The sequence below is a fragment of the Ensifer sp. BR816 genome, from assembly GCF_000378985.1.
Taxonomy (GTDB): Bacteria; Pseudomonadota; Alphaproteobacteria; order Rhizobiales; family Rhizobiaceae; genus Sinorhizobium.
Genome location: NZ_KB905371.1, coordinates 185,690 through 210,498, shown reverse-complemented (window position 1 = coordinate 210,498; position 24,809 = coordinate 185,690). Strand labels below are relative to the sequence as shown.

Here is a 24,809-nt window from a genome sequence, read left to right as displayed (position 1 = left end):
GCCGGTCTGCTTCGCGGGCCGCGCGTCCGACATTGTTTTGGCCAGGATATTTTCCACGGTTTGCGGTCCGGCCTTTCAGGTCTGTATTTCGACCGATTGGCGCAGACGGCGCGCCTGGCTGGATTATCACGTCGAGATCGAGCGGCACTATTATTCCGTTCGCTATCGCTTTGCCCGCGAGCAGGTCGAGGCTCGTATCACCGCCAATACGATCGAGATCTTCCACAAGGGCGAGCGAATTGCCGCTCACCGGCGCTCCAGCAGCAACGGCAAGCACACGACGATCCCCGATCATATGCCCTCTGCGCATCGCCGCTTTGCCGACTGGACGATTGAACGGATTCAACGCGAAGCCTCTGCGATGGGGCCGGATGTTGCGCTGTTGTGCGAGCGCATTCTTGCCGACAGGCCTCATCCCGAGCAGGGCTTTCGAGCTTGCCTCGGCATCATCCGCCTCAACAAGAGCTTCGGCCGCGACAGGGTCAATGCCGCTTGCGGCCGTGCGTTGGAGGCGGCCGTGCGTTGGAGATTGGCGCACGGACCTATGGCTCGGTGCGATCCATCCTCGACAATCACCTTGACCGGACGGCTGCCTCAAATGGAGCGGCGTCGCATGAACCGATCCATCACGCCAACATCCGCGGACCTCGCTATTACCACTAAGGAGAACGAAAGATGCTTGCTCATCCAACACTGGATAAATTGAATGCCATGGGCCTGGCCGGCATGGCAAAGGCCTTTGGCGAACTTGTTGCCAACGGCGAAGCCGAACATCTCTCGCATGTCAAGCGAATCGAGGAATTGACCCCTCCTATTGCCTCACCGAGGAATGTTACCGAGCGCAGCGAACGCCGAGATGCCCGTATCAGCTGCCGCCGCGGCGGCAGTTGATACGGGCACACGCTTGATCCAATCTCCATCCAGGATGATCAGCCCGGCCATTTCCATGCGCCAGGTCTTTACGAGCCGTTGCACCATTCTAATGTTCTTTTCTTTGAAGCGAGCTGGAGCGATCTCTGTCAGGCGCTGTAGCACGGCCGCTGCCGAAAGCGTTGGGTCTTCCTTCAACCAATCCTTGATAAGCGTCTCGTATGGCTCGTACATGCTGGGCCTCTTCGGCCAGGGTTTGGTCCGCCGATACGGTCGTCGATGTGTTGCTCGGGTCTCGCCGTTCTTCCAGGCTGTTTTCAAGTTCGCAGCAAAGCTCCGGAGATCGATAACCAGTGGCTCGTCAACCCTCGCATTCAGGCCACGCCGATCGACCCGTTTTCCAAGCTCTTCCTGCGCAGCGCGAACGCCGGCAAACAAAAGCACGGGATCGGCTGTTGCCAGCAAGGTCCGTAGCCGCTCCTTATCGGCCTCGGTCACAGCGGGATGTGCAAGGACACGAGCTGCCGGTGGCACGGGCGGATGATAACGCTTGATCACTCGGGCACCGATGCGCGTTTTCTCTTGCAGCTTGAATGAAGGCTGGAACAGGTTGACGTTAAGTCGCACTACCTCGTAAAGTCGCTCAAGAGCCGCCGTCGCATCCGCGCCTACAAACCGGCCATATCCAACCAGGCGACGCACGATGGCGCCGTTCTTTTGCTCGACATGTGCTTGATCATTCTTTCGGTAAGCGCGAGAGCGTGTCACTTCCAGATCCTCGCTGCGGCACCAGGAGACCACCAACGCGTTCATGAAGGCGCTGTCGTTGTCGAAGTCGACACCCCTTAGCGGAAAGGGAAACCGCGAGCGCGCCAGTTTGATCGCCATGATCACATTGCCACTGTCGCGCGTTCGGACCGGAATGCATTCGGTCCAGCCGGTGGCGATATCGGTCAACACCATCGTCTGCACAAAGCTTCCCGAGGAAGACGTGCCGGAATGCGCTACAAAATCGACCTCGACGAAGCCGGGCAACGGATCATCCCAATCTCCGAAGGTGCGCACCGGAACCGAGCGGCGCACTGCAGAGCTCATTCCTGTCCGTCGGCGCTGACCGCCACGAGCTACCAAGCGGACTTCTGTTAGAAGCCGATCGATCGTTGCCGGGCTCACCGTCATCAGCTTGGAGCGGAGCACGTCGTTCAGAGCCAGCTGGCCGTGACGCTCGAGCGCGGGCAACAAGACAGGTATCAAGGGCTTGAGGCGTTTGGAGCACAGCCGTTCCGAGGCTTCCCACAACACAATGAGTGCCTCACGCACGTCATTCTCATAGCGAAGAAGATGACGACCCTTACCCGAAGATGGCTTCATCTCACGACGATTCAAAACGCGGATCGCGTGCTTGCGATGATAGCCGGTTACCGCCACAAACTCATCCAGGACCCGGCCCTTGTCGTCGCGACGCGCCCTTCGATATCGGTCAACAATTGCTTCTACAAGTTCCGATCGTGTCGCCATACTGATGCGCCTCGCCATCCATCCTCCGAATCGGGACAGCGAGCCATGGCCATCCCGGTCGGAGCATCAGCACTATCGGTAACATTTTGTTTGAGGCAATGCGGGGTCAGTTTTTCATTTCGCCCGACATCGCACGCCGAATGGTTCGGACTGCTGCTCGAACGGGAATGGAGCTCCCGTTACGATCGGAAGCTTGCGGCACGCCTCAGGTTTGCCAAGCTTCGCCACCAGGCCACCCCAGAAGATGTCGACTATCGCGGCCTCGACCGTGCTCTCTTCATGAAGCTGCTCGGTGGCGACTGGATCAACGCCCATGACAATCTGGCCATTTGCGGCCCCTCGGGTGTCGGAAAGAGTTGGTTGGCTTGCGCTCTCGGCCACAAGGCTTGCCGAGACGATCGCTCAGTTCTCTATCAGCGTGTCCCAAGGCTGTTTGCCCAGCTTGCGCTCGCGCGCGGTGACGGCAGGTATGCCCGGCTGCAACGGACCTTAGGCCATGTTCAGCTCCTGATACTGGATGATTGGGGGCTCGAGCCGCTCAACGAACAGGCCCGCCACGACCTGCTGGAAATCCTCGAAGACCGCTATGGACGCAGATCAACGATCATTACCAGCCAACTTCCCGGGTCCGCATGGCACGGCGTCATTGGCGACCCAACCTATGCCGATGCCATACTCGACAGGTTGGTCCACAATGCCCACCGCATCAAATTGAGCGGCGATAGTCTGCGCCGAAATCTACCGCGCAAAGCTTGACACCTCGCCTGAATGAACTGACAACAATCATCGCCTGCAGACCCCACTAAACAGGGGGCGAGATCATCCCGGAAACCGGGGGCGCAATCATCTCGGAATGCCTGCTTCGGCAAAGTCCGGACAGGATTTCCGGTAATCCTGTCCGGACTTTGCCGAAACCCGCAATCTCGGAACAAAGGGGCGGCTTCATCGGAATCGGCATGACAAGCTTCGTAGCGCGGTGTTGCTGCTACCCGAGGCCCGTCGTCGGGACCGTGGATGGGGTAAGCCGTACGTACGGATGTGGTTCGACTACGCTGTGGAGATGGGCTCCTCCACTCCTCTAGCCACATCAAGTGGCGGCTGATCGGCTAACCACGGACGTAAGGAAGAAACCGGAGGCGAGACAATCGGGGATTAACCGGGAGGCGCCCATTACGGAAGCCGTATGCAAAGCGGCAGAAGAATGACGCCACCTGCGCTGAGGCCTTCTACGAGGGGGTGAGCCGACCCACGATGCGTTTCGTCCGATCAAGAGCGAGGAGCAGCAGAGTGTTCTCATGCTACATCGGGTCCGGGAGCTACTGATCCGTCAGTGGACTATGCTGATCGACGCTTTGCGGGGACATCTTGCCGAGTTCGGGATCGTCACCCGCCAAGGTGTCGCTGGAGTGAGCATGCTTCGAACCCCGGGGGCAACTTCGCCGAATACCAACGCCTGGGCGATGCAGCGATCGCGACTTTGGCGACGAGATCCGCGCAACAGCCGATAGTCCGGTAGTCGCAAGCATCTCAATCTTTTATCCCGGACTGAAAGACCGCTATTCTGCTCCTGACTTGGAAAACCGCAGCCCCGTGAATACCAAGCAGATTGACACCGCAACCATCAGTGCAGCGATCGCGCAGAGTTCGGGGCTGACCCCGCGCCGCAAGCTGGCCCAAATGTACATCGGCAAGGTGTTCTCGGTGCCTGTGAGCATGAATGTGATAGCGATCTCGTCGAAGCTCAGGATGAATACAAGCAGCGCACTGCCAACAATGGCGGTTGTCAGGTTCGGTAGCACGACGCGAAGAAAGGTCTCGATAGTTCCAGCGCCTAGGTCCTGACTTGCTTCCTCTAGGCGCGGATCCAGTGTGCGCAGGCGAGCAGTTACCTGCGCCATCACCACCGGCAGGCAGGCCACGGTATGTCCCAGCACCACCGAAAAGAGGGAAAGCCCCAGATTGAATTCCTTCAATAGGAGTAGGATCGAAAGTCCTGTGATCAGACCCGGGATCATGAGGGGCAGCATGAATACGTGCTCCAGGACTCCTCTGCCGCGAAAAGGAATTCGGCTTAACGCATACGCGGCGGGAATGCCAAGAAGCAGCGTCAGCGGAACAACCCCAGCAGCCACAAGAAAGCTGTTCTTGAGGGAGCGCAGTAGATCGCTGTTCTCAGCGAGAGCAGCATACCAGTGGGTCGTGTATCCTATGATTGGAAAGGTGAACGTCCGCCCGGCACTGAAGGAAAAGAGAATAAGGACCACAATGGGCAGGTACAGGAATAACAACGAGGTTATGCCCAGGATTCGAAACAGAGTCCCAAGTCCTCCCCCCCAGCGTCTCATTGCTTCACCCATTGCGTCGCTCCAGTTGAGTGGCAAGCGCCACTCCTGTCGCCACGATAACGATCACGATGACGGCCAGTGCGCTTCCCATGGGCCAGTCAAAGGAGGCGCCGAACTGATTTATGATGACGCTGCTTACCATGAGAACGTCCGGACCGCCGAGCAGGGTTGGAGTTACGAAGTCGCCGAAGCTTAAACAGAAGGTGAAAATGGCACCCGTGACCACGCCTGGGAGACTAAGTGGGATTATGATCCGTCGGAACGTGACCCATGCGCTTCCGCCCAAATCCATGCTCGCCTCAATTAGGTCTTTTGGGATTTTCTCAAGAGCGGCGTAGACCGGGAGCGCGACGAAGGGGATGAACACGTACGTCAGCGTCAGACAAACGCTGAACATGTTGAAGAGCAGGACGTCTATCGGCTTGTCGACGACTCCAACCCACAGAAGCGCGCTGTTCAGAATCCCTTGGCGGCCAAGGATCATACGCCAGATGAAGGCCCGGAGAAGAAAGCTTGTCCAGAGCGGGATGACCAGAAGAAAGAACAGGGCTGATTGGCCGCGGCCGGAGAAGAATGCAATGTAGACCGCCAAGGCGTAGCCGATGACCACGGATGCCGTGGTCACGATACCAGCCACTAGGAGGGAGTTGCGAATCGCCGCGCGATAGAGAGGATTTTCCGCTATTCGCAAGTAATTTGCCGCGGTCAGCTCTTGGTGTATCCCATAGTTTTCGACCGCCCAGACGCTGAAGCGGAAAACGCTCGCGTATGGCAGTATCAAGAAGATGAGCGCGTAGGCTGCTGCCGGTCCTAAAAACAGGACGAGAATTCCGGTTTGACTCCACAATCGAGTCCTCTCGGGACTGCTGGGAGCGGTGAGACCTTCCTGCACTGCCACAGAGTCAGCCCTCCTCGAACAAAGCGATATGTTCCGGGTCGAACTTGAGGCCGACCAAGCCTCCCGGTCGGATATCTGCGTAATTCTCGGGGCAATCAGCATGCAAGCTAACCTCGCCGCGCTCAAGCGCCACCCGCTGCATGGTGCCAAGGTACGCCACATCGCGGACAATGGCTGTGAAAGGGGTTGCCTCGGGCGAGACAAGACTGATGTTCTGGGGTCGCACTGCAATGGTCACCTTCCGGGGAGGACCACTATCCCCGTCCTTGATCGCTATGCCATCCGTGAGCTTGACCACGCCCGCACCATCGACAGACCCAGCGAGAAAATTGCAGCCGCCAATGAAGTCGGCAACGAACCGACAAGTGGGGCGTTCGAATACCTCACGCGGCGTCCCCAGTTGGATCAATTCGCCGCTGTTCATGATGGCGATCCTGTCGCTCATAGTAAGAGCTTCTTCTTGGTCATGGGTGACGCACACTATGGTCAGCTTGAGATCCTGATGCATGCGTCGGAGCTCGAATTGCATCGAACGCCTCAACTTTGCATCGAGCGCGCCGAGCGGTTCGTCCAACAGCAGCACCGCTGGTTCGTTTACCAAGGCGCGCGCAAGCGCCACACGCTGCATTTGACCGCCGCTCAGATCCCGCGGCCGACGCTTGGCCTTGTCACTCAATCGAACCCGCTCGAGCATGTCTCGCACGCGGCTTTCGACGTCACGTCTGGGCAGGCGTTTGATCACCAGCCCGTAAGCAACGTTTTCCTCGACTGTCAAATGAGGGAACAAGGCGTAGCTCTGGAAAACGGTGTTCACGCAGCGCTTGAAGGGCGGCAGATCGCTGACTGCCTGGCCATCGATCGCGACCGTCCCTCGTGTCGGAAGCTCAAAGCCGTTAATCAGCCGCAGGGTTGTTGTCTTGCCACAACCCGAAGGGCCTAACAGGGTTAGGAATTCACCCCTGCGAACGTCGAGAGAAAGGTCTTCGATCGCTACGAACTCACCGAAGCGCTTCTCGACACGATCGAAGGAAACAATGGCGTCTCCTTCTCTAACTGAGCTTTTCAGCAGCGCAGTCGATCCCATGCGTCACGCTGCCTTCACTTCGTTCAGCACCTCAATGTAGCGGGCGCGCCTCGGAATATCATCCCAAAACTTCATGGAGTCGATCTCTCGACTTATGTCGTCCAGGCCGAGCTCAGTCCATGTCTCCGGCCGCATGTGGGCTTTCGAAGCGGGATTCGTGGGCATGTAGCCAGTCACGTCGGCGATGCTGCCCTGCGATTCCGCGCTGAGAATGTGATTGATGAAGCGGTGAGCCAACTCTCGATTGGGGCTGCCCTTCACCACGAAATGTGAATCAATGCCGCCTAGCGGTGGTTTGCCCAGAAATTCGCGAACAGGAACGCCTCTCTCCTTCAAGATTTTGGTGATGTAGGACGAGGAATTGGCAGCTATGACTTCGTTGTTGGCAAACAGGTCCATAGCTTCGCCTTGCTGCGACCAGTAAGTGCGGACAAGCGGCTTCTGTTCGACGAGCTTGGCCCGGACGGCTGCCAGTTGATCGTCGGTCATGTTCCAGATGTCGTCGATTCCCATCCAGTTTGCAACGTCTCCGAGAGTGGAGACATCGTCCCACATCGCGATCCTTCCAGCATTCTTCCGGTCGAAAAGAACTCCGAAGTCGTTTCCCTCCGGTAGCGCTTTTGCATTCACCGTAACCGGGCTAACGAAAAGAAAGGTGGGCGCCGCGTAAATTTGGCCATCCTTAGCAATGAAGGGAACATTTTTCACGCGCGGGAAAATGTTTTCAAAGTTGGGGATTTGGCTCAGGTCAAGAGGCTCCACGAATCCGGCGTCGATCGCTCGTCGAGCGAGGGAACTAACGATTACCACTAGGTCATAATCGCCGCCGCCTGCCGCCAGCTTGGCCATGTATTCGTCGTTAGATCCCACATAGGTCTTCGACAACCGAACTCCATGCTCGGCCTCAAAGTTCTTCACCCACGCGTTTTCCGCATAACCCTCCCAAGTAAGAAGCCGCAACTCCTCGCCCCCGAAGGCAGGTAGCGAGCCAGCCGCGACGGCACCGAACGTAAAAGTTGCAGTGGCTTGGATAAATGTTCGGCGTTGCATTGCTTCCCCCTTTTTCTGTTTTGAAATTTCAAAGCGAGTTGTAGAGAGCCCTCACGTTATCCAGCGTGTATGCAAATGCGCTCGGCGTCTCAAAACGCCAGGCCTTATGGGGTGCGCCCTCCAGCGCTTTTTTGAGATTGTCTGAAGTGATGACCGAGCCCGCGTAGAGCCAATTGGCCAAGTCAAGGATCGCGGTCATGTGCATGAGTTCGGTCAAGGTGCCGCACGCATCCTTGACGATGGTAATGCGGTAGTCGCGCCAAATGGCGTCCCAAACCGTGGTCTCGAAACAAGCCTCGGTCCAGGCACCGAACATGATCAGATGGTCGACATCGAGTCGGCGCAACAGAAGTTCCAGATTCGTATTGTAGAAGGCGCTGAATCGCTGCTTTCGCACGAGTAGATCTTGCGCCTCCGGCTTCAGGTTTATGTGAATCTCTGCGGCGGGAGTGTCGGCAATGCCGTGTTTCGGGCGACCGTCGCTTCGAAGATCAAGGTGAAGAGCATCTACCCCCCTAGGATCGAGCCAGTGCTGAGTGTAGATTATCGGCAAGCCTGCTGCGCGGCTCGCGTCGAGGACGATTTTGGCCCCCCGAAGCAGCTCGTCGCGATTGTAGATCGGCCAAGCTCCGTCTGGCTCGATACAGTCGTTTTGTAGATCCACTGCTACAACCGCAGTCCGTTTGAATTCTTCAGGCAAGATCACGTGGTCGTTCTCCTTTATTGCCGCCGAGATTCACGCTCGCGTATTCGGATGAGGTCGCGTTGCAACCTTAAAAATGAGGATCCGCCTCACGACTGCCATTTCCAAGTCATCATGATGGGAAAAGTTTGTTGAGTCAAACAAAGTTTTGTTCTATTGAACAATAATCGAGAATGGGTTAGGGAAAGGGCATGCCGCGCACTAAAGTAAGGGATTATAGACGAAGCGAGCTGATCGACGCGGCTATCATGTCAATTGCAGAGCACGGATTGTCAGACACAACTTTGGCGACGATCGCTCAGCAGGCCGGGGTCTCGCCAGGCCTCGTCAATCACTATTTTGACGGAAAGGAAGAGCTGTTAGAGGCGGCTTTCCGCCGTCTTCTCTCTGACAAGGCATCGGAGATGCGTCGGCTGCTCCCATCAAACCCGACGCCAATGCAAAAGCTAGATGCTTACATCGACGTCAACCTCCAGAAAAAGCAGCTCAGGCCGGGTTCTGCTCTCGCGTGGCGAGCATTCTGGGCACATATCCCCGGGCACCCAAAGCTTGGAGTGATTCAGCGAATGATCAATCGACGTTTTCGATCCAATCTCCTCTATTCGCTCCGGCAGCTCCTTCCAGCGAATGAGGCTGAAGAAGTATATCTCGGACTCTATGCGTTGGTTGACGGCTTTTGGTTCCGTCAGTTCATTGATCCGGAGAGTTTTACGATGGATGATGCACGCAAAGTATGTCGGCGGTATCTGCGGAGGGCAATCGACGCCTCCCGAACCCAGGATGCTTCAGAGACCGCCGCGACTGAACTCGTACACTAGATTGCAGAACTGTGCGTTCCGGAACCCGTGGCGCCCTAACTAACTAACACTACTTTGGCACTTTGGGCTTGGCGAGTTGTGCGAGGAGCATCTTACAGTGCGGGCACCGTAGGGGCGGCGGCCGCGCGAAGATGTCGAGGATCGCTTGCCTGACGGCTGGCATGCTCGGTTGTGGCGGCGGCGCTGCGATTGTTTTTTTTCCGTCCCGCAGCCTTGAGGCGGCGGGATTGGAGAAAGGCATAGGCGATCATCGTCATCAAGGCATGTCGATGTAACCCCGTCCAGGATCTGCCTTCGAAGTGGTCGAGCCCAAGCTCCTCCTTGAGCTGCTGGTGTGCCTGTTCACAGACCCATCTCGCTTTGATCGTGGCGGCGAGCGTCTTGAGGGTGGTATCGGCCGGCAGGTTCGACACATAGTATTTTTGCTCTCCGGTCGACCGCCGCTCGCCGACGAGCCAGACTTCGTCGCCAGGCATGCATTGCACACGATTATCGAGCATCCGGTGCTTATGGCCATCCGCAACCCGGACACGGCAGGCTGCGAAGAGACATGTCAGCCGGCCTTTAGTGCCCCGGCGCCAGCTGACCTTTTGCCATTTCTCGCCCGCCAACATCGCCTCGGCAGAAACTGGGGGCCGGTCGGCAATGTGGTATTTGCGGCGCTTGCCGGTGCTGGCGACGGGGAAGACCAGAGCAACGTCGGCCGGATAGACGTTCTGGCGTCGCGACAGGCCAACGGCCCAGAGCAGACCGCGCTCGCTCAAGGCCTGACGGAACGGCCCGCTTGATCCGTATCCGGAATCGGCAAGCACGCAGCCGAAACGGACGCCGGAGGCGATGACACGGTCGATCTCTGCAAGCGCGATCTCCGGCTTTGTCAGAGCGATCTGTCGATCCGTCGGCACGCCGGCCCGCGCCATGCGCTCTTTATCGTCCGTCCAGGTCTCGGGCAGAAACAGCCGCAGCCCCACCATCACCGGAACCTCGCGCGATGCCAGCGTCACCGAGACCAGAGACTGACAGTTGGCTGTCTTCCCAAGCGCGGAGGCGTATTGGGGCGCAACGCCAACCGAGTGACATCCCTTCTTCGGCAACGCCGTGTCGTCGATGATCAACCAGGCATTGTCGCCGCCAATCAACTTGTCGGCTTCAATGAGCAGGGCCGTTTCGAGCGCAGAGGCATCCCAGACGCCGCTGCCGATGAAATGATGGAGCTGGTCATAGCTCACGCCGCTATCTCGGGCCGCCATCGGCTGAACGCTCTTGCGATCGCCAGGGCCGATCAGCCCCGCTACATAGGCCGGGCACATTTGGCGCCGCCGCTTGTGCCCCAGCGGCGCCAGAAACGGCTGAAGCCAGTCCATCAACTCCTCATGCCATCCCACCATGACGCGCTCCTCCTCATCGGAGCGCGCAGCATCAAGCCATCTTGGATAACAAAGCGTTAACCTGCCAAAGTAGTGCTAGTCACCTGAATCCGAAATTCGTGTCATAAGTCCTGGACTTTCTGGCAGAAACGTTTGACGGAGGTCAGGATGTCGTCTGCGGATTTCGTCCACCTGTAAGGCTTCGGGTTCTCGTTATGGCGTTCGATGAAGCTTCGGATGTCGGCCTCGAGCTGCATTGTCGAAGTGTGGACGCCGCGACGGAGCTGCTTGCGGGTCAGTTCCGCAAACCAGCGTTCGACCTGATTGATCCATGACGCCGAGGTCGGGGTGAAGTGCACGTGGTAGCGCGGCCGTCGCATCAGCCAGTTTTTGACCGTTGCAGTTTTGTGGGTCGCATAGTTGTCCATGACGATATGAACGTCCAAATCGGACGGTACGCTCGCATCGATCTGCTTCAGGAAATCCAGGAATTCGGTGGCACGGTGCCGCTTGTAGCATTTGCCGATGACAAAGCCGGAGGCGACATCCAGAGCGGCAAACAACGTGGTTGTGCCGTGTCGGACATAGGAATGCGTGCGCCGTTCCGGCACGCCAGGCATCATCGGCAGCACTGGCTGCTCGCGGTCGAGAGCCTGGATTTGGCTCTTCTCGTCCACGCTGAGAACCAGCGCCCGATTGGGAGGTGACAGATAAAGACCGACGATATCGCGGACCTTATCGACGAACAAAGGATCGCTGGAAAGCTTGAACGTCTCTGTGCGATGAGGCTGCAGGCCGAAAGCGTTCCATATCCGGCGGATCGTCGTGTGCGAAAAGCCTGTGGCCCCTGCCATCGAGCGGATCGACCAATGGGTCGCATCGCTTGGCGTTGAACGCAGCGTGCGCTCGATCACAGCCGCAATCTGATCGTCGTCGATTGTTCGGGGCCGACCAGGGCGAACTTCGTCGAGCAGACCATCGAGCCGGTCTTTAAGAAAGCGCCGTCGCCATTTGCCAACCGTATGTTCATGCACGCCGAGCTCGCCCGCAACGACCTTGCTCGGAACTCCCTCGCCACAGCGAAGAATGATCCGGCACCGCTCCGACATGGAGCGTGCAACACGATGCTTGCGCACCTGTCGCTCCAGATATTCCCGCTCCGCCTCGCTCAAAACCAATGGGGCCGTTGGTCGGCCAGTCGCATTTGCCATGCCTCAACCTCCAATGAAGAGGCCAAGCATACAATGTAGTGAATTTTAGTTCCAGATAACTAGGCAGCATGATATATCGCGCTGCCGCCGAGGAGGGGTATCCACACCATCAGTGCCCCGAACTGCTTGCGTTCGGCGATAGTGTCAGGACGGTGAAGAATGTTGAGTTCCGGGCAGAAGCGGCGACCGTGAAGCCGTCGGGCATGCCGCGGTCTCCGTCTCGCTCGACGCTCCGGCAGGTGCCGCCACAGCTTGATGGCCTGACCGTCTGCGGAATAGGCGAACGTGTAGATCGTCTCGTAACTGACGCAAATCGGATGGCGCACGAGCCGCATGCGGCCGGCGATCTGCTGTGGCGACCAGCCATGCATGCCGCTCGATCACCGATTGGCGTAAATGGGAGAACCGGGCGAGCATGCGCAGCTTGGCTCGGCGCTCACGTGCCATCTCGTTGGCGGCCACGCATGCACCAACGCCATGAAAAGCTTCTTCTCGTCGCTCAAGACCGAGCGGACAGCCCGCAAGGTCTGCAGGACGAGGGATGACGCCAGGGCGGATGTGTTCGATTACATCGAGCGCTTCTAAAACCTCGGCGAAGGCACTTGACGCTCGGCTATGTGAACCCTGTCGAGTTAGACAAGCTACGCTAGCTTAACCTCGTGTCCGAAAAAGCGGCAGCAGGCCAAATTTGGGTATCCCAAACCTTAAATCGTCACCGCGCCCCAGCACTCTTTGAAAATCGCAATTTGCCAAAGTTCGTCGAGACGTTCCATGCCACGCCGTCCAGTAATAAAAACGGTTGCAACAGACATTTTCAAATAACTTCACAGAATCTTCGCGACCGCAAATCGCTGACAATGGTACGTTCACCATAAGGCCTTAGGTGAGGCACGGCTGAGCATCTGCCGATCTACACCCGGGCGCCGTGCAGCAGCAACGTGGGGGTTAACAGCTAATGGCGAGAAGAGCGCTCATCCTGATTGAAGGCCATCCAAGGGGTAACGGTCTACTCTACGTCCAAGCGGCCCAGCGCCTCGGCCTTCATCCAATTACTCTGTCGGCTGATCCGGCGCAGTACGACTACATTGCAGCGGAAAGGGTTGAGGCAATCCGTGTTGATACAAACAATCTCGATTTTCTGATCCACGAATGTTCCCGTCTAGGCGAGATCTATGACATTGCTGGCATTACGTGCGCCTTAGAGAAGTTCTGTGCGACAGCTGCCAAGCTCTGCCAGTATTTCGATCTACCGGGACCGGAGCCCGCATCCATTGAACAATGCTGCGACAAATTCACTCAACGTAAGCTTCTCGCGGAGGCCGGCATTCCAATACCTGCTTATTGCTTGGCAACGAACGCTACGGAGGTGGAAAGCTCTGCCGCGCATATCGGCCTGCCGGTGGTGCTTAAGCCAGCCGTAGGCAGCGGCAGCCGCGGTGTACGATTGTGCGGCAACATCGATGAGTTAGCCGAACATACGACCTATCTGCTGGGCGGGAAGCACATATGGCGGTCCCCGCCGAGGATACTGGTCGAAGAATTCGCACAAGGACCGCATTATTGTATTGACATAATGGGAAATGAGGTCATTGGGATCAGCGCCCTTGACTTTTGCCGCCCACCCCATTTCGTTTATCGTGAACTCGCCTATCCGGCCGTGCTGACGGATGACGAGCACAATCGTGTCGCCGATGTTTCGCTGAGCTGTTTGCGAGCTCTCGGTCTTGGCTGGGGGCCAACGAACGTTGAACTCCGATGGACGAAGCGTGGGCCAGTCGTCATTGAAGTCAATCCGCGTCTTCCGGGTTCGCCCGCTCCTCAACTGGTTCAACTGGCTTCCGGTGTCGATCTGATCACCGAGCACGTTAAGCTCGTCATCGGCGACGAATGGAACTTACGCAGAAGCAAGTCGCAGACTGCGGCTGCGCGGTTCCTAGTTGCTGATCGCGATGGAATCCTCGATTGGATCGGTGGCGACAGTCGGGCAGCCGCTGTACCAGGTGTCGCCGAGGTCAACTTGTACGTTCAACCCAAGACACCGATCGTCAGGAACGGCGATGTGCAAGACTGCCTCGGACATGTCATCGCCGCTTCACCCACCCGCGCTCGGACCAAGGCGATGCTTCAGCAGGCCGTCGACTTAATCGATTGGTCGATACCACCATTTCCAGCTGGAAAGGGATAATCAGGGTCCCCACATCTCCGCATCAGGGCTCAGGTAAAGGGCGACCCTCAACTCAACAACTGGCGAACGCAGTTATCGGCGCCGACCACCGGTATGGTTATTCGACACGTTGCAAGGAAGATCGCAGTGCCCGGTTCGACGATCATCACAATCGCCGGCTTTTCGCCGCTTCTAATTGGCGACGCGCCTGATTGAATCCTGGTAGGCTTGGTCTAGCCACCCCCGCAGATGTTTGGATCCCAGAACAAAACCAACCAGCGCTTGCGCGTCCAGTTCCAAAGAATGCCCTTTCGGGAGCGAAGCTGGGTGAGTGAGTGAACCTTAGCCCTTGCCGCTCAGGGGCTCTCGCTTCGCATTGCTCGAGAACGGTGTTGCATGCCGGATTTTCCAGCATTTGTTGCTTCCGTTTCAGACGCAGATTCGCAACGGTCGCCATCCGTGTTGCGCAGTCCGGACCGCGCCTTTGTTGCTTCATTCCAGCTCAAAGCGCAGCGCCGTTTCCCGCGATAAGCTTCTCGGCGCAGAGGTGACGATTTCATTGATAAGATCGATGTCGCCGACAAGCACCACAGTTTCGATGCCCCGAGTGATCGCGGTGTAAAGCATGGTTCTGTCGAGTAGTCTGGATCGGACGAAAGGAATGATCACCCGGCGGAAGGCAGAGCCTTGCGCCTTATGCACGCTGATGGCCCAGCCGTGCGTCAGCTTTTCGAGATCGGCTGCGGTGATTGCATCCTCAGCACCGTCGTCGAACCTGACCCAGGCACCTTTCGGATGGGGCTTCTTCAACACGCCGAGGGAGCCGTTCATGAATCCCGAGCAGATCGGCTCTCCGGTGGCTGTGTCGGCCTGCGGATTGCCCGCTGCATCGAGCCGCGGCGCTTTGGAATAGTCGTTCCTGAGCCACATGATCCTGGAGCCTACACTCAAGCCCCAATCCTCGATCTTGGGCTGGCGGGCCATGTATTCGGCCTCGATGGCGCGGTTCAGGTCCTTCGAACCGGCAGGTCCGTTTTTCACCTGGGTGAGCATCTGCACGTCGAGCTCGTGCAGCGCCGAAGTCTTGCCGTTCGCAGGCGCCGGACCACACATGGCGCGGAACGCGGCCAGCGCCTTCGTCGCGATCTCCTCCTTCGAGGCGGGAAAGAGATAAACGCCCGGAGAACGGGCGACGTTCGGATCGAACCGCCGGAGGTTCACTGGTTTGCCGTGACGGACGGCAGAGGCGACGGCAGGAATGCCGGTGGCGTCATCCTGCCGATGAACGATCTCCAGAGTGACGGAAGGAATGCCTTGGGTTCTGACCATCGTGTGGAAGGGCAGGCCGGGTCCGATTGGCGGAAGCTGGCCGGGGTCGCCGATGAAGATCAGGTTGACCTCGGGCGGCAATTGGGCGAGCACCCGATAGATCGAGGGCGTGTCCAGCATCGAGGCCTCGTCGAAGATGACCGTCCCACCACGAATCTTACGGCCGGCGTCTTCAATGTCGTGCATCAGGCGGGAGAGGGTGCAGGCCGGGCGGCCAGTCGCCTCGCTGATCTTTCTCACGGCGCGTCCTGCCAAGGCCACCTGCAGGTGCTCGACGTTATGGCGCTGCGAACCCGGAAGACCCTCACGGATGGCCTCCAAGGCGGCAAGGATCGCCCGGACGACTGTCGTCTTGCCTGTGCCAGCGCCGCCGCTGATCACGCAGACACCGCAGGTCGTGGCCATGAAGACCGCCTCGCGCTGCGCATCGGTCAAGGTGTAGCCGATCTCCGCCTCGACCTTGGCCATCACCTCGACAACCAGCTTGCCGTCGAATCCCGGAACTTCGCGACCAATGCGCTCGCCGATCTGCCGAGCAACCTCTTCTTCCATGAACCGGCAGGCTCTGGACTGAAGAAGGTCGGGTGACGGCGACACCACGCGACCGGTGGCCAAGGCCAGATCGATTGCAGCCACCGGATCGCCGGGCCAAGGTGCGAGCAGGCGTTTCACCAGCGGCTTCAGGACCGGGGAAGGGGAGGCCATGTTCCCTGCCCGGAAGCGGATCGCCAACGCTTCCTCGACGGCGGCCGTCAGCCGCCTCGGGTCGTCGAGGGCGACGCCAAGCCGGAGCGCTCTCGCATCGACGTCCTTCCACGGCTCTAGCAATGTCATCGTGAACGGGTCGGCCTTGATGCGCTCAATTGCTCCAAGACCCCAGACGCGGGCGGCAGCACCAGCCACACGCGGCGAGACGCCGTATCGATCCAGCCAGCGGAAGATTTCAACCTCCTCGGCAAGCATGCCGAAGCCGTCGACGATGGCGATGGCCCGATCCGCCCCCACGACCTCCGCGAGCGCCTTCAGGTCGCGATCCCGGATGATGTCATAGATGGTCTCGCCGAAGCGCTCCCAGACCCTCTCCGCCGTCGCCCAGCCGATACCGACGAAGCGCTTGTCGCTGGCAAGGTGCCGAATGATTGCCCGCCCTTTGGTGACAAGGGGCAGAGCCACCTCGGCATGAAGCTGCGGACCATATTCTGGATGGAGTTGGATCGAGCCTGTGACACGCCACGTCTCGCCGACGGCCGGATCGCGCGGCGATCTCTTGGAAAGAACGAGGGCACGACGGAGTTGTTCGGTCTCGTCGCGACCGATGATGACATGGTCGCCGAACCGGCTGGCATGGACTGACGTGATGGACAGCTCCCAGGAAGACTGCTCAGAACGCTCACCAAGGACCGGGAACGTCTGCTCCTCTGCGCCACCCCGTCGTTGATTGGCCCCTGCCATGGGCTCTGGCTCTCCGTTCACTGCGGCCACCCACGACGTGCCGTCGCGGGTCCCTGTGCCTCATTCACTGCGATCCAGCTCCCACGGCCTGTCGGGGCCACGACGGCGCGGCTCCGAGGACCAGACTTCAAACACCCAATCATGGAAGTCTCCCAGTCTCGGCGATCACCGCGCTCAATCGCTTCATGCGGTCCAGGTCGCGGCGCAGCGAGGCGTTCTCCGCCTTCAGCCGAAGGTTCTCTTCCTCCAAGGCCATCTGGTTGCCATCGACCTTGGCCTTCTGTTCGCGGTCCGCTTCCGCCTGTTCGAGGCGCGTCAGGTTGGCCTTGCGATCACGGTCGTCAGCATTGCCGAGGATTTCGGCGCAGCGAGGATTGGTGCGGAACACCTGCCGGTCGAAGCCGCAGGCCTTGGCGATGGCACTCTTGTTCAGCTCGACGCCGCCGTAACGAGGAAGCGGCTGGTCGCCAAGGTTCTCCAGATAAGATTCCAGGGCATCGACATGTTCCTGGGCGACCTCGACGCCGCTCTTGCCCGTCCCTCGCGCCATCAGGATTTCCTCGGAGGGAGGGCGACGACTTCGCCGGAAGGAATGGCATCCATGTTGTCGAGCTTGTCGACGGTCGCCTGGTAGCCCTCGAAGAAGCGCTTCCATTTAGAGAAGCCACCCATTTCGGCGACAGCAAGGATCATCATGCGATGTGAGGCGACTACGAGCTGCCTGTCGGCCTGTAGCTCATCGATCTCGGCGTTCTTCACCTCAACCAGTCGGTCCAACTCTGCGCGAGACTTATTGCTGCTACGGCCGATGGAGGTTCTTATAGTCTCCTGCTTTCGTTGGGCAGTCTCGAACTTGGTGCGTCGGTCGACGTTCCGGGTTATGTCGGTGGCGTTCTTGAAGACGTCGCCGCTGCGCCGGACGATGGCTCGGGCTGTGATGGTTTCGTCCTCGGCGATCATCGCCTCTAGCAGTTCCTCAAGATGGGCGTTCTTATCAATCATCGAGGTCTCGCATACGGTTCATGGTGTCGATGATGGTGTTACCGAACTTCTGCTCAGGCGTCACGGAGAGGTCCATGCCATCGGGGAAAGGGCGTTCACCGGGCTCCGTCGCGAGCGCCTTGCCGATGTTCTCGTAGCGGATACGGGCGTGCGCGATCTGGTTCGCCCAGCCAGCATATCGACGTCCCTCGGGAACGGATTCCAACTGGATGATGATCTTCGCGAAGCGGTCGCGCATCTTTTCGAGATGATCGTGCTCTTCGACGACGTCGGTCCGGGCAAGATGAAGGCAGCCGTTAAAGCATTCGAGGTGTTTCGGGCAGGGATCGCTGGTGAAGCTGTTCACGCAAAGCCCGTAGGGTGTGACGTGGAGGCCGTCGGCCTCGGCATTGAGATAGTCGAAGGCAGCGTCGTCACCGTATTCCCGCTGAACACGCCGGAATTCGTCAACGATAGGTCCGCGTACCTTGTTGGCGGCGATCATCTTGTAGACCTGAAGCGCCTTGTCCCCGAGAGAATCCTCGGCTTCCGGTGGGACGTCGATGTGCTGGACGTCCTCGTGAAGGCTTCGATGGTCGTACTCATAACTCTGCTGGACGCTCCGCCGACCGAACTTTTTCGTGATCATCGTATCGGCGACGCCGAGGCGGAACAGTTCGGTGTTCTGCAGGTGCCGCAGGGAGTGAGAGGTCAGCGTCAACGCGCGGTCCTCGTCCGTCTGACCGTAGCGCTGGAACAGGGTCTCGCCACTTGCCTTGCCGCTCAACGATCCGTTCAGCGGCCCTTTGTCCAAAATTCCGATGGCAGAGTACATGGTCGTGTCGAGAAGGCCGTTGTTGCGCCCCTCGATCAGGTTTCTGATCGGCATAAGGACCAGGAGGTCGTGGGGATAAAACACCGTGCCGTCGGTTGTCGTTGTTGGCTTGGTGGCGGACAGCTTTGTGCCGCGACTTTCTCTGATGTGTTCCTCAACATCACCGACGCGGACAAATGCGGATCGCCAGTTAATTCGACCGTTCTCGATCAAACCCGCCGATGTTCGGATCGGAATGACCCGTTGAGCCGGGTGAGTCCAGAACTGCGACAAGCCAGCAGGCTTGCCGTCCAGTTGAAGGTTCCGGATGGTGTCGAGGTACTGCGGGTCGTAGCTCTCGCGGTATTGCCGGATCAGTTGCGGAGGAACCTCTGCGTCCGAGATGACCGCATTTCCTGTCATGCGGACGTACATCTCCCAGGCAGGAACGAGCGCGTCCTCGGTATATTCGGGAAAGATGCGGCCCGTTTCAGACTGTCGTTTCAGTCGGTCGCGCAGTGGGGCGGTGATGGTCGCGATGTGGTCGAGCGTCTCGACCAAAATCTCCTCGAACATCGGCGGAACGTGCTGGATGTTCTCGTACAGGGCCAAGCCCTCGGCCAGATCATCCTCTTCCTGCTTTTCCGCAAAGTATCGGATTATCAGCGAGCGCGAGAACCCACCGTGCTCTCCGGCCGGTCGGCCGTCGGCATCCAGGTACTCACGCCAACGCTTCCAGTCCAATGGAAGGAGGGCGGCCTCTCCGATCCGGAAGCCCATGATGATCTGGACCTTGAACGCCGCAAACCGGATAGCATCCGAGAAGTATAGGGGCGTCTCGGTGAACACAATCCGCACCAGCTCCCAGAATGCTTTTTCATCCGGAAGCTTCGACGCTGACTTCCGTTCAGCCAGGCTGCGCCGAAGGCTCTTGCGGCCGCCGTGGGCGTTTTGGCGGTTTTTGACCGCATCGGCCCGCTGTTGCGCCGTCAACGCTTCCTTGCTGGCATAGGGCTGGCAGAAACGGGCCAGAGCAGGGATGTCGGCGAGCTTCTGTTTGTCGATGACGTTCCTGACCATGGTGACGAAGTCGAGCGCCTGCTTGCCGGATTCCGAGGATCGCAGAACGGCGTTGTAGGCCTGCTGGATTTGATCGGGTGTAACCGCCCATGGAGGCGTATCCTCTGCCGCAGGTGCCAGTCGTCGAATCCCCGCGCCCACTTGAACGGCGCTCCCAGGCTTCGTCTGACCGAGGAGAAGCTGGTGGATCAATACCGCCTGGAAGAAGTCCAGCCAGTGAGGAGACATGGGCTTTGGCCCCAGGAGACCTTGCCCCATTTCCACTCTGATATCGTTCAGTTTCTGGAAGGGTGCTGTGTCCACCCCGACCTGACCCAACCATGCAACAGGTTTGGAGAGCCCGCCTCTAAGCTCCGTCAGGTTCCACCTTGTCTCTTTGCTGACCTTGCCATTACTATCAAAGACCAAATTCCAGCTTAGGCCGCGCTCTTCGGCCAGCCTCTTGGCCGTGGCGATGTATTCGGCATAGAACGGGTTCATACTTCGTCCTCACCATCGGATTTCAGTTCCTCGGCGATGCGCCGTGCGGCGTCGAGCGTGCTCTTCAATTGAGCGTAGGCAGGGGATTGCTGGTTGTTGCGGGACGCAGCGGCAAACTCCGTCACGACCGGACGAAGGCTCTCCACCACCTCCTGATGGATTTCTGGGTCGTTCAGCGGCATGAACTGAGAGCAGGTGTAGCAAGCCACCACCGGGTTCTTCATGCAGAGGTTTTGACCCAGGTTGCAACCGCCTATTCCGGCAATAGGAATCCCGTGAGGCACGCCGCCGATCTGCTTCTCGGCTGGAAGACCCAGCAGCATTTCTTTGTCGATGGTTTTCGTCGTCGCGATCTTGGCGACGTTCTTGTAGATAGGCGGGATCGCAAGGGCGTCGTTGATGCGCTTGGCCTGCGGTGGCGATGCGTCGAAGTAGACGTTGGCTACACGGTCGCTGGAGTGTCCCATGAACTCCGAGAGACCAGCGTGCGAGATGCCGCCGTCCGCGAGACGTTGTGCCGCCGTATGTCTCAGGTCGGTTGGAGACCAAGCCTCACCCGTCAAGTCCGACGTAAGCTCAAGAATGACCCGGCTAACACCGGACGGCGTGAGGCCGAAGAGGAGGCGAGGGGGCACGCCCTCCTCTATCATGACGCTTCCTGCGTCCCGACGCTTTACGAACTCATTGAAGAGCGGGCCCCACTCTCGCTTGATCCGCCGGGTTTCTCGAATGCGCTTGCGGTTGTCCTTCTGCTTGATCCGGGTGACCGCCACATGCACCGCACCAGTCGAGTACAGCCGGACATCGGCCGTCTCGATCCGCGCGATCTGACCTGGACGGAAGGCATATTGGTACGACGTGACCAAGATGCACACGTCCCGCAGCGCTTCGTCATCAATCGACTGCGGATCATTCGAAAGCGCCGCGCACATCGCATCGATGTGGTCGACGATCAGGCTTTGATGATCCAGTGGCAGGAAGCAGTCGCCGATGCGAACGACGCGATACCTGTCTACTTTCGGACTCGGCAATGCACGAATAACCGATAGTGCGGAAGGCTCCCAATGTCCGATATTCAATCGACACAAAGATCGTAACAACGCCCTCAACGCGGAGCCTTCGTCCACTTGCACTTCAGTCAAGACGAACGAGGTCCAATGAGCGCGAGCGTCATATGCGGGCGAAGCAACTAGGTATGCAAAGGAATCTAGGCCCCGGCGGACGATGTAACTGCAGAGCCTGTCGAACCACAACTTCACCGAATGCGGATCATACTGGTGAAGCCAATCGACTAAAACACGCTTCACCACGTCGGAAGCTGCACCGAACCGAACGAATTCCAAAGGACATCGAACACCATCCAACCGAAGTTCGACCTGGTCATAATCGCCGATGTCGCGAATAGCCACCATCTCGTCCGCGAAGTCATCGTAGTATCTGATGACCGGGGGAAGTTGTGGCAGCCCAGCAGAGAGTTCCACCAATTTTTCAAGTAGCTCCGGCTTCACACTGCGTGCAATGGCACTCATTGTCCGGCCTCCGGAACCGTGCGACGCAGGGCATCGACAAAGTTTTCAAACTTCTCGTTCCAGACTTCGGCGAGCGCTGTTTCAAAGTAGGCTTTAGCGTACAACCGGGGCATATCCGACTTCTTCGACCAGCCGAAGAACGTCCGCAATTTCTCCTGTGCTTTGTCGAGATCATTGCCTGCGTCCTGGTATCGACGCATCCTGACCACAGCGGATGTATGGCGATCATGACAAGAGACGCCTTTAAGTCCCTGCTTTTCTAACGATTTTTTGGCCTCATCTGACAGAGCCTTAGTCGCCACCTCAAAGATTTCGCTGAGGGATCGTAGCGAAAGTGGCAGGCCTTTTTGAGAGATCAACAGATGTGGGTGATTTGCCCGTCCACGATAGTTGCGGATGTAGAACCGGACGAGGTCAACGATCTCCTGTTGCAGCGGAAGCTGGCGTCGCGACGTCTCTGTCTTTAGTCCAGGTTGCTCATACCGAGGGTCCGGATCATCGACTTCCTCGACATCCAACCAATGGACGGTGTTGCGAGCGACACGAAGTCCTCCTTAAATGATGAAGCATACAGCAACGCGCCTTCGCCACGCCGTAGCCCGAGGCGCAGCAGCAACATGAAGACCAAAAGGTTGCGCCAGCGCAATGTCTCAGTCCTGAACGGGTTTCGTGGTGAATCTGGCCTGAAGATTTCGTACAGGTCCTCGATGACTAGCGGCGGAAGCGCCCGGATTGGAGGCGGCGGCCGTGGCGAATTGGGCACCAGTTGGCCATAGTAAGTTTCGAGCCGTAATATCTTCGCCGCGATCTCATTTGTACGAGGGCCAGCTCCTTTCTGGGCCTGCTGCAACATCTCTTTGATGAACTCGACCGCAGTTGTCCAAGTTGGAGTGTTGTCGGATCGGTTGATCGCAGCTTCATTGCGGAGCTGCGCCAGAAAGCCGACCAGGCAGTCCTCAAGTGCATCAGCGTCGGCCTCGGCGATCAGCCGGTCGAGGCAATCACTGCCGCGCTGGCGCTGTACGGAGTCATAGAACCGATCCAGAGCCGACAGATGCTTGCGGCGGGTCGACGGCTCCAGCGGCGTTTTCAACACGTCGCTCCAGATCGTCGCCCAGTACCGAGGGATCCCGGACGGACTGACGCTGATCCAACCAGCCGCCGGTGGCGGCAGCGATTTCGAACCGAGATTAATTGGCATGTTTTCTCGCTGGGCTTCGATGCACTTCGATGTAGTGCGAGAAAGCATCAGCCAGATGACTTTTACGAGGAAAGTGCCTGAAAGGTCATCACGAGGCAAACGCGATGTCCATGCCGAAAAGCAACACTGGAAACCGCCGTTTATCGAGGAATTCCACAACAATGTAACCGGCGGTTTGGGATCAAAAAGCAACACGAACAAAACCGCTCGGGTGTTCCATAAGATAGATTATGCGATTTTTTGATGTAGCCGCAAAGTTAAAGTGTCCTGTTCCTGCAAAGTTGGAATGTCACTCTCCCCGGATTTTGATGACCTGGGAGATTGCGGATGGGATTGATTGCGATGAGCGAGCGCGACCTGCAGCGGATCGAGATTTTGTCGAAGGTGATCGCCGGGCGTATGACGTTGGTGTCGGCGGCACATGTGCTGGACCTGAGTACCCGCCAGGTGCGTCGTCTGTTGGATCGGATCAGCGCTGGCGGTGCGGCGTCGATCCGGCACAAGGCGATCGGCCGGCCATCGAACAATCGGATTTGTGACGGCGTGCGCGATTATGCCGTGACGCTCTTACGCGAGTGCTATGCGGACTTCGGACCGACATTAGCCGCTGAGAAGCTCGCCGAGCGCGACGGCCTGACGGTGTCGCGCGAGACCTTGCGCCAATGGATGTCGGAGGCCGGCCTGTGGCTGTCGCGCAAGCAGCGGCGGACCTTTCATCAGCCGCGGTTGCGGCGCGAGGCCTATGGCGAACTGGTGCAGATCGACGGATCCGAGCATCGTTGGTTTGAGGATCGCGGGCCGCCATGTTCGCTGCTGGTGTTCATCGACGATGCGACCGGCAAGCTGATGCAGCTGCGGTTCGTACGATCGGAAAGTGCGTTCACGTATTTCGAGGCACTGGAACTCTATCTGAAGGCGCATGGTGCTCCGGTCGCCTTCTATTCCGACAAGCATTCGGTGTTCCGGGTGGCGAAGAAGGATGCCAAGGGTGGCCAGGGCATGACCCAGTTCGGCCGCGCGCTTTCTGAGCTAAACATCGAGATTCTTTGCGCAAACTCGAGCCAGGCCAAGGGTCGCGTCGAACGGATGAACCGGACGCTGCAGGACCGCTTGATCAAGGATCTGCGTCTGGAGGGCATCTGCGGCATGGACGACGGCAACGCTTTCCTGCCTCAGTTCATGGAGCGCTATAACCGCCAGTTTGCCATTCCCCCTGCCCGATCTGACGACCTGCACCGGCCGCTGAACCTTGCCCCGGATCGGCTGCGCGACGTCCTGTGCAAACGTGAGCAGCGTTATGTCGGCACGCAACTGACGTTCTCCTACGAGCGCCAGCGGATCATGCTGGAGGAGACCGAGGTGACGCGCGGGCTGGTCGGTCGCTATGTCGAGACCTATGCCTATGCGGACGGCCGGCTGGATGTGCGCTGGAAGGGGCATTCCCTGCCCTACCAGGTGTTCGACAAAAACCAGCGGGTGACGCATGCAGCGATCACCGAGAACAAAAGGCTCGGTGATGTCCTGGCCTACATCAAGGAACGTCAGGAGCAGCAGAGGAAGCCGGCCGTGAAGACGAACAGCGAGAAGAACGGCTATGTTCGACGCGCGCGCGGCCCGGGACGTCGGAAGGATTTCATGAACGATCCAGCGGTCATTGCCCGACGGCGACAGGCGCTCTCTGACCTCGATGCGGCGGAATGACTGGCTCTCCAACTGTCCAAGCTAGCCGAAGGGGTGCCCTTCAGCCGCCCCCTCCCTTCCCTTGCAACCCGGCCCAGCCGGTCCGGTCGGGGGCTTGCCTCAGCGCAAGTGGTGATGCCGAGTGTCGTATTTCTAAGTGGCTGAAGACGTATCCAAAGTGACATTTCAACTTTGCGCCGGAACGGACATTTCAACCTGGCCGCCACATTTGATG

19 protein-coding genes and 5 pseudogenes are annotated in these 24,809 nt (G+C 58.5%); 8 read left to right on the top strand and 16 right to left on the bottom strand.

The genetic code is table 11. The features are described from left to right. Positions 1 to 97: 97 nt before the first annotated feature. Together RHIBR816_RS0130605 and RHIBR816_RS37760 are read left to right on the top strand one after the other, a co-directional pair. Positions 98 to 663 (top strand): annotated as a pseudogene (locus RHIBR816_RS0130605) (IS21 family transposase); the annotation flags it as partial. Positions 664 to 675: 12 nt separating this feature from the next. After that, positions 676 to 789 (top strand): annotated as a pseudogene (locus RHIBR816_RS37760) (ATP-binding protein); the annotation flags it as partial. 30 nt (positions 790 to 819) lie between these two features. Here the strand turns inward: RHIBR816_RS37760 and RHIBR816_RS0130600 are convergent. Beyond that, entirely contained in the window at positions 820 to 2,406 is a 1,587-nt protein-coding gene (locus RHIBR816_RS0130600) for a DDE-type integrase/transposase/recombinase (protein ID WP_018240403.1), read from the bottom strand. A gap of 27 nt (positions 2,407 to 2,433) precedes the next feature. Here RHIBR816_RS0130600 and istB point away from each other — a divergent pair, with 27 nt between their 5' ends. Together istB and RHIBR816_RS36675 are read left to right on the top strand one after the other, a co-directional pair. Next, the gene (gene istB, locus RHIBR816_RS0130595; protein ID WP_371259076.1) at positions 2,434 to 3,144 is read left to right on the top strand and encodes an IS21-like element helper ATPase IstB; all 711 of its coding nucleotides are present in this window, start codon (positions 2,434 to 2,436) and stop codon (positions 3,142 to 3,144) included. A gap of 420 nt (positions 3,145 to 3,564) precedes the next feature. Next, a pseudogene (locus RHIBR816_RS36675) lies at positions 3,565 to 3,806 on the top strand (IS110 family transposase); the annotation flags it as partial. A gap of 138 nt (positions 3,807 to 3,944) precedes the next feature. On the opposite strand, the gene RHIBR816_RS0130590 reads toward RHIBR816_RS36675, so the two are convergent. The 5 genes from RHIBR816_RS0130590 to RHIBR816_RS0130570 are packed head-to-tail and all read right to left on the bottom strand — an operon-like array spanning position 3,945 to position 8,471. Further along, complete coding sequence (locus RHIBR816_RS0130590) at positions 3,945 to 4,745, bottom strand: ABC transporter permease (protein WP_018240401.1); 801 nt, start codon at positions 4,743 to 4,745, stop codon at positions 3,945 to 3,947. After that, complete coding sequence (locus RHIBR816_RS0130585; protein WP_157628278.1) at positions 4,738 to 5,631, bottom strand: ABC transporter permease; 894 nt, start codon at positions 5,629 to 5,631, stop codon at positions 4,738 to 4,740. Before RHIBR816_RS0130585 ends, RHIBR816_RS0130590 begins: the two co-directional genes overlap by 8 nt. Positions 5,632 to 5,635: 4 nt before the next feature. Then, complete coding sequence (locus RHIBR816_RS0130580) at positions 5,636 to 6,715, bottom strand: ABC transporter ATP-binding protein (protein WP_018240399.1); 1,080 nt, start codon at positions 6,713 to 6,715, stop codon at positions 5,636 to 5,638. Between the two features lie 3 nt (positions 6,716 to 6,718). Then, entirely contained in the window at positions 6,719 to 7,765 is a 1,047-nt protein-coding gene (locus tag RHIBR816_RS34825; RefSeq protein WP_018240398.1) for a PotD/PotF family extracellular solute-binding protein, read from the bottom strand. A 28-nt stretch (positions 7,766 to 7,793) separates the two neighbouring features. Next, entirely contained in the window at positions 7,794 to 8,471 is a 678-nt protein-coding gene (locus tag RHIBR816_RS0130570) for a cysteine hydrolase family protein (protein WP_018240397.1), read from the bottom strand. 188 nt (positions 8,472 to 8,659) lie between these two features. Between RHIBR816_RS0130570 and betI the strand changes: the two genes are divergently transcribed. Further along, on the top strand, positions 8,660 to 9,286 hold the full coding sequence (betI, locus tag RHIBR816_RS34820; protein ID WP_018240396.1) for a transcriptional regulator BetI: 627 nt from the start codon (positions 8,660 to 8,662) through the stop codon (positions 9,284 to 9,286). Between the two features lie 92 nt (positions 9,287 to 9,378). Here the strand turns inward: betI and RHIBR816_RS34815 are convergent, their stop codons facing one another. The 3 genes and pseudogenes from RHIBR816_RS34815 to RHIBR816_RS34810 form a co-directional block, all read right to left on the bottom strand. Then, positions 9,379 to 10,674, bottom strand: coding sequence for an IS701 family transposase (locus RHIBR816_RS34815; protein WP_018240395.1), 1,296 nt, complete (start codon positions 10,672 to 10,674; stop codon positions 9,379 to 9,381). 101 nt (positions 10,675 to 10,775) lie between these two features. Then, positions 10,776 to 11,864, bottom strand: a complete 1,089-nt coding sequence (locus RHIBR816_RS0130555; protein ID WP_026187620.1) for an IS630 family transposase — start codon at positions 11,862 to 11,864, stop codon at positions 10,776 to 10,778. Positions 11,865 to 11,980: 116 nt separating this feature from the next. After that, positions 11,981 to 12,329 (bottom strand): annotated as a pseudogene (locus tag RHIBR816_RS34810) (IS30 family transposase); the annotation flags it as partial. A 6-nt stretch (positions 12,330 to 12,335) separates the two neighbouring features. Between RHIBR816_RS34810 and RHIBR816_RS34805 the strand changes: the two are divergent. Both RHIBR816_RS34805 and RHIBR816_RS0130540 read left to right on the top strand, forming a co-directional pair. After that, positions 12,336 to 12,514 (top strand): annotated as a pseudogene (locus RHIBR816_RS34805) (IS3 family transposase); the annotation flags it as partial. A 305-nt stretch (positions 12,515 to 12,819) separates the two neighbouring features. Beyond that, entirely contained in the window at positions 12,820 to 14,049 is a 1,230-nt protein-coding gene (locus RHIBR816_RS0130540) for an acetyl-CoA carboxylase biotin carboxylase subunit family protein (protein ID WP_018240391.1), read from the top strand. A 471-nt stretch (positions 14,050 to 14,520) separates the two neighbouring features. Here RHIBR816_RS0130540 and RHIBR816_RS0130535 read toward each other — a convergent pair whose 3' ends face one another. The 7 genes from RHIBR816_RS0130535 to RHIBR816_RS37750 form a co-directional block, all read right to left on the bottom strand. Next, positions 14,521 to 16,809: an AAA family ATPase gene (locus RHIBR816_RS0130535; protein ID WP_018240390.1), complete on the bottom strand. Its 2,289-nt coding sequence runs from the start codon at positions 16,807 to 16,809 to the stop codon at positions 14,521 to 14,523. Positions 16,810 to 16,948: 139 nt separating this feature from the next. Beyond that, positions 16,949 to 17,359: a hypothetical protein gene (locus RHIBR816_RS0130530; RefSeq protein WP_018240389.1), complete on the bottom strand. Its 411-nt coding sequence runs from the start codon at positions 17,357 to 17,359 to the stop codon at positions 16,949 to 16,951. After that, positions 17,359 to 17,811, bottom strand: a complete 453-nt coding sequence (locus tag RHIBR816_RS0130525; protein WP_018240388.1) for a hypothetical protein — start codon at positions 17,809 to 17,811, stop codon at positions 17,359 to 17,361. The genes RHIBR816_RS0130530 and RHIBR816_RS0130525 overlap by 1 nt, the downstream gene beginning before the upstream one ends. Beyond that, entirely contained in the window at positions 17,804 to 20,164 is a 2,361-nt protein-coding gene (locus RHIBR816_RS0130520) for a hypothetical protein (RefSeq protein ID WP_018240387.1), read from the bottom strand. The genes RHIBR816_RS0130525 and RHIBR816_RS0130520 overlap by 8 nt, the downstream gene beginning before the upstream one ends. After that, complete coding sequence (locus RHIBR816_RS0130515; protein WP_018240386.1) at positions 20,161 to 21,693, bottom strand: site-specific integrase; 1,533 nt, start codon at positions 21,691 to 21,693, stop codon at positions 20,161 to 20,163. Before RHIBR816_RS0130515 ends, RHIBR816_RS0130520 begins: the two co-directional genes overlap by 4 nt. Continuing rightward, positions 21,690 to 21,995 carry a hypothetical protein gene (locus RHIBR816_RS37755; protein WP_157628277.1) on the bottom strand — a complete coding sequence of 102 codons (306 nt, stop codon included), beginning with the start codon at positions 21,993 to 21,995 and terminating at the stop codon, positions 21,690 to 21,692. Before RHIBR816_RS37755 ends, RHIBR816_RS0130515 begins: the two co-directional genes overlap by 4 nt. 161 nt (positions 21,996 to 22,156) lie before the next feature. Then, the gene (locus RHIBR816_RS37750) at positions 22,157 to 23,095 is read right to left on the bottom strand and encodes a hypothetical protein (RefSeq protein WP_198294194.1); all 939 of its coding nucleotides are present in this window, start codon (positions 23,093 to 23,095) and stop codon (positions 22,157 to 22,159) included. Positions 23,096 to 23,221: 126 nt separating this feature from the next. On the opposite strand from RHIBR816_RS37750, the gene RHIBR816_RS0130505 reads away from it, so the two are divergent. After that, positions 23,222 to 24,595 (top strand): ISNCY family transposase, encoded by a 1,374-nt coding sequence (locus RHIBR816_RS0130505; RefSeq protein ID WP_018240385.1) that lies wholly within the window; start codon positions 23,222 to 23,224, stop codon positions 24,593 to 24,595. The last annotated feature ends 214 nt before the right edge of the window (positions 24,596 to 24,809 follow it).